The organism is Vibrio sp. Isolate32, assembly GCF_022397955.1.
Classification (GTDB): Bacteria; Pseudomonadota; Gammaproteobacteria; order Enterobacterales; family Vibrionaceae; genus Vibrio.
Map to the genome: position 1 here is coordinate 1 of NZ_JAKEUQ010000063.1, position 4,456 is coordinate 4,456.

Consider the following 4,456-nt stretch of genomic DNA (forward strand, 5'->3'; position numbering starts at 1 on the left):
AGTATGAGTAGGAAAGGAAACGGCTGGGACAATGCTTGTGTTGAGAGCTTCTTCCATTCAATGAAAGTTGAAGCAGTATGAGTAGGAAAGGAAACGGCTGGGACAATGCTTGTGTTGAGAGCTTCTTCCATTCAATGAAAGTTGAAGCGATCCAGTATGAGCCGATCATGACGCGAGACGAGATGCGCCAAACAATCTTTGAATACATAGAGGTTGATTATAATCGGACAAGAAGGCACAGTGCTCTTGGGTATCTAAGCCCAGTTAACTTTGAAAATCAAAATGTCGCTTAATGAAGTGTCCAGTCTGGCTGGAGCAGATCACTTTTTTATGACCCTCGGTAACCTAATCGCTGCTTTAGCATCTATGGTCTATTTTGTGTTTCGAATCAAGCATAAATCTGAAGCTCTTTTAGGAGCTCATCAGTAGATACATTTCTCTACTTCCATACCGCGAGCACAATCTAAAAGTGCTCGCGTCTCTCTTAGTGATCGGAACCTAAAAGCAAACCGTAACGATTTAAATACAAGTGCTTAGCTATTTATCGTCGTTCACACCGAGGGAATCACATATGGACAACAGGATCACCATCATTGAGTTTCTTAGAGTATTCGATTTCATTCGCTCTTCCGGAGAACAACTGAACAACAAATATCAAGTCGGTGAGATGATAGCTTGGCATGATTACGATGGTTACACCTGTTGGCTAAGCTACAAAGACGTCACCGTGACACTGATGTTTCATGGTTCGCTGAAAATTGAGTACGAAAACGCGTCAAACTACTCTGAGTTCATCGACCATTGTCTAAGAATTCTCGCCACGGAATCTTCTGCGGACTAATGAGTAATGGAGAAAATCATGAACGAGTCGGACTTCACAACGTCTTCATTGCGTAAACCAATAACCCCTTTATGGCTAACCCTCAGCCTTTCTTTGTTATGGTCTGAAACGTCAACAGCAGGAATTGAGATGATTGATTTCACGCAAGCAAGCGAACACCAGAAATGGTCTGCAATCAACGATAATGTAATGGGTGGCATTTCAACAGGAGGGCTCATTTACGATGGCAAGCAGAGCCTATTTAAGGGAGACCTATCATTAGAAAATAATGGTGGATTCAGCTCAATAAACCGTTCTCTTGAATCGTTAAATCCCGCGGTTAACAACGTAGAGTTATCCTTTGTTGGTGATGGACGCATATACCAGTTAAGGTTCACCACATGGAAAGACGGCTATCGAACCAACTACAAGCACAGCTTTGAGACCATCCAAGGTGAGCCACTCAAGAAAGTGTTCAGACTAGAGGACTTTCAAGCCGTGTTTAGAGGCCGATTACTCAACAATGCACCAGAACTCAAAGCTCAAGACATCAAACAGTTAGGCTTTTTGATTGCAGACAAACAGCCTTTGCCCTTTGAGTTAAAACTGCTTCAGATTCAATTCAAAGCATCCGAATAAATTGGAAAGATCACAGATGAACAAAGCCCCCAGACACCAATTTCTTTGCGAAAAATGTCTGGGGCTCTTCTTTTCAGGCGTCAAGACTCAACCAATGCTCAAGGGTTCAAACGCCTATATTCTAGGTTATTAACACTTAGTATTTGATGGCAGTTTTACCAATCGTTGCGCTGTTTTCAATACGTTGGTGCGCCTCTTTCAGCGTATCTGAACTCAAACCATTCAGTGTTGTGGTTAGCGTAGATTTGATACGCCCCGCATCAATCAAGTTCGCCGTTTGGAACAAGATATCTTGCTGCTTCTGAATATCGTCGGTGTTGAACAGCGAACGCGTAAACATGAGCTCCCAAATGAAGCCTACTGACTTACCTTGTAGAGCCGACAGGTCAATCTCACTATCAAACTCAACAATCGAACTGATCATGCCTTGTGGTGCAATTAGCTCGACCATCGCATCCCAGTGACCTTTTTTGTCTGCAACATTGAATATGTAGTCAACATACTGGATACCTTGCTCACGCAGTGATTCAACCAAGTTACAGTGGTTCACTAAGTGGTCAGCCCCCATGTCTTTTACCCACTGTTCGGTTTCAGGTCTTGAGGCTGTCGCAATAAAATTAAGGTTGGTTAATTGCTTCGCTAACTGAATAGTAATAGAACCACCAGCACCGCCAATGATCAAGATAGACTTTTTCTCTTCAGGGCGAACACGCAAGCGATCAAATAACGCTTCCCACGCAGTGAGCGTTGCAAGCGGCATAACAACTGCGGCTTCATCCGTTAAGCTTTGTGGCTCTTTAGCTGTGAAGCGGTAGTCAACGGCTTGGTATTCTGCGTTGGCACCCATGCGTGTCACGTCACCCGCATAGTACACACGATCGCCTAACTCTAAGCCTCGACGTTTGCACCTTTGCCAACCACTTCACCTACAGCGTTATAGCCCAACGCTTTTGGTTGCTCAAGTGTCTTATCTTTTGCGTTGCGAATACGGATTTTCGCGTCTGCAGGGTTGATAGAAGTCGCACTCACTTTTACCAGCAAGTCATTCTCTTTTAATTCCGGCAGGCTCGTTTCAAATTCAAATAGGCTTTCTGGTTCTGTAATCGCTAGCGACTGAGTAAATCCGATGGCTTTCATTGTTAATGGTAGTAACATGATGCCTCTCCTTACATTCGATAATTGAATCTTAGAGATTTATTCCATGAGAAAACGGCAGAAATCCTCTCTCAGCTCAACAAGCAAGGTGTCATCAACAGCAAAGCATCTTAGTGCTTAATTTCAAAACCCCACATACAAAAAGGCGCTAGCGAACAATAACTCACTAGCGCCTTTTGCGAATGATCTATCACCAAACATGACGAACCGATTCGCGTGCTTTAGAAGATATTTAGTTACTCTTCGATGATGTCGCAATCAGCACAGCACTGAAGCGCAATTTCATGTTCGAAGGTGATGGTGTCTTTACCTTCCTCTAGTAGTTCTGCGATTTCATCAGCGACTTCTTTTTCATCATCCGCTTCGATGCCGCTTGCTAACTCTTCTTCTGAATAACCAAAGAAGTTAAGCAGTAAGTACTCGCGAGCTTCATCTTTAGTACAAACCACGTTTGCTGAAAGATCTGGAGTAACCTCACCTTGTGCAAGTGTCGCCGTCACTTGTGCGATTGCATCATCTTTCATCGCAGGCGTTAACCAACCAAGATCTGTACTTACTGTCGTTTTTTTACAATCGAAGCAAGGCAGTTGGTGAAAGTAGTATTGAAAGGCAGTCATAGGTAATTTCTTCTTTAAGTGTTGTTTAGCAAGATTATGCGCGTTTTGTAGCAAATTACTATCTCAATCAACACTGGAAGTAAATTCGTGCTTATTATTTGCACGGAGAGTGAAACAAGATAAAGAAATAACGCGTCAAAGTACTTTTTGCAGAACTATACGTTTTAAACATTCACAGTAAGATTACTAGCAAAGTGCAAGAGTAAGTGACCCCCTTACACCTCAGAGTTGCATTATACCTATCTAGAATTTGTTTGTGAAAAATGAAATGCTCTAGCGATTTAAGTCGCAAGAGCATTTTATTGGTGTATTAGACATACTGAAGGAAAGCGCTCAACCAAGTTAGAAGTAGTAGCTGTAGGTAAACTTCAGCTCAGTTCCCTGTCTGTTGTGACCAAAGCTTTGCTCTGCGTCATCGAAGAATTCAGTGTAGGTTACTTTACCCCAGTGCTTACGATTGTCAGCAAGTGGCCCTTGAAAAGCGAGATCGAGTTGTAGTTGGTTTATCGTTCCAATAGTGCCACCAAAATCAAGTGAGCTAAACTGAGGGTTTATTTGTATATGAGTGCCGTTTTCATGCAAATAAATTGAGTTCAAGAAATTAAATTGAACGCCATAGGTATAGTCATCGGTAAGATCTAAGCGGCTAAAGTCACTGTTGTTTTGCCCTACTGCACCCGCCAAAATCGGGAAAGATAACCAATTATCAAAAGGGGTATTTACACGAATCAACCCTCCGATTGCGAACAAGCGGTCTGATATAGCATCGGTAAAACTGGTTTCTATATAATCGAGTGACACACCAACCATTGGCGCATGTTGCCAATCAGTTCGACTGACTTCGAAATAGCGAGCTCGAACTTGAGATAGGTTAAAGTCCTCACTTCCCACTTTTCCGTTATCTTGGCCTTGTATCGTTAGCTGTCCTAAGAACAAATTTTCATTACTCTTCTGTCCGGATATCTGACCTTGAATTTGTACAAAGTCGTTGTCTTGCTCTCTAAAGCTTTGTTTGCCATATGTAATGTTGACCACGGAAGAAACCTTGGTATGATCTGCTCCAGCCAGACTGGACACTTCATTAAGCGACATTTTGATTTTCAAAGTTAACTGGGCTTAGATACCCAAGAGCACTGTGCCTTCTTGTCCGATTATAATCAACCTCTATGTATTCAAAGATTGTTTGGCGCATCTCGTCTCGCGTCATGATCGGCTCATACTGGAT

5 protein-coding genes and 2 pseudogenes are annotated in these 4,456 nt (G+C 42.6%); 3 read left to right on the top strand and 4 right to left on the bottom strand.

Annotated features, from left to right (window positions below):
- Positions 1–74: 74 nt before the first annotated feature.
- From L1D11_RS22240 to L1D11_RS22250, 3 genes and pseudogenes are all read left to right on the top strand, one after another.
- Positions 75–293, top strand: a pseudogene (locus tag L1D11_RS22240) (IS3 family transposase); the annotation flags it as partial.
- A gap of 278 nt (positions 294–571) precedes the next feature.
- Positions 572–841 carry a DUF3081 domain-containing protein gene (locus tag L1D11_RS22245; RefSeq protein WP_239834739.1) on the top strand — a complete coding sequence of 90 codons (270 nt, stop codon included), beginning with the start codon at positions 572–574 and terminating at the stop codon, positions 839–841.
- A 6-nt stretch (positions 842–847) separates the two neighbouring features.
- Positions 848–1,459 carry a CIA30 family protein gene (locus L1D11_RS22250; protein ID WP_239834740.1) on the top strand — a complete coding sequence of 204 codons (612 nt, stop codon included), beginning with the start codon at positions 848–850 and terminating at the stop codon, positions 1,457–1,459.
- A gap of 136 nt (positions 1,460–1,595) precedes the next feature.
- Here the strand turns inward: L1D11_RS22250 and L1D11_RS22255 are convergent.
- From L1D11_RS22255 to L1D11_RS22270, 4 genes and pseudogenes are all read right to left on the bottom strand, one after another.
- Positions 1,596–2,614, bottom strand: a pseudogene (locus tag L1D11_RS22255) (zinc-binding alcohol dehydrogenase family protein).
- Positions 2,615–2,850: 236 nt separating this feature from the next.
- Positions 2,851–3,231: a hypothetical protein gene (locus tag L1D11_RS22260; RefSeq protein ID WP_239834741.1), complete on the bottom strand. Its 381-nt coding sequence runs from the start codon at positions 3,229–3,231 to the stop codon at positions 2,851–2,853.
- A gap of 342 nt (positions 3,232–3,573) precedes the next feature.
- Entirely contained in the window at positions 3,574–4,266 is a 693-nt protein-coding gene (locus tag L1D11_RS22265) for a hypothetical protein (RefSeq protein ID WP_239834742.1), read from the bottom strand.
- Between the two features lie 46 nt (positions 4,267–4,312).
- A partial coding sequence (locus tag L1D11_RS22270; protein WP_239862803.1) for an IS3 family transposase occupies positions 4,313–4,456 on the bottom strand: 144 nt, incomplete at its 5' end.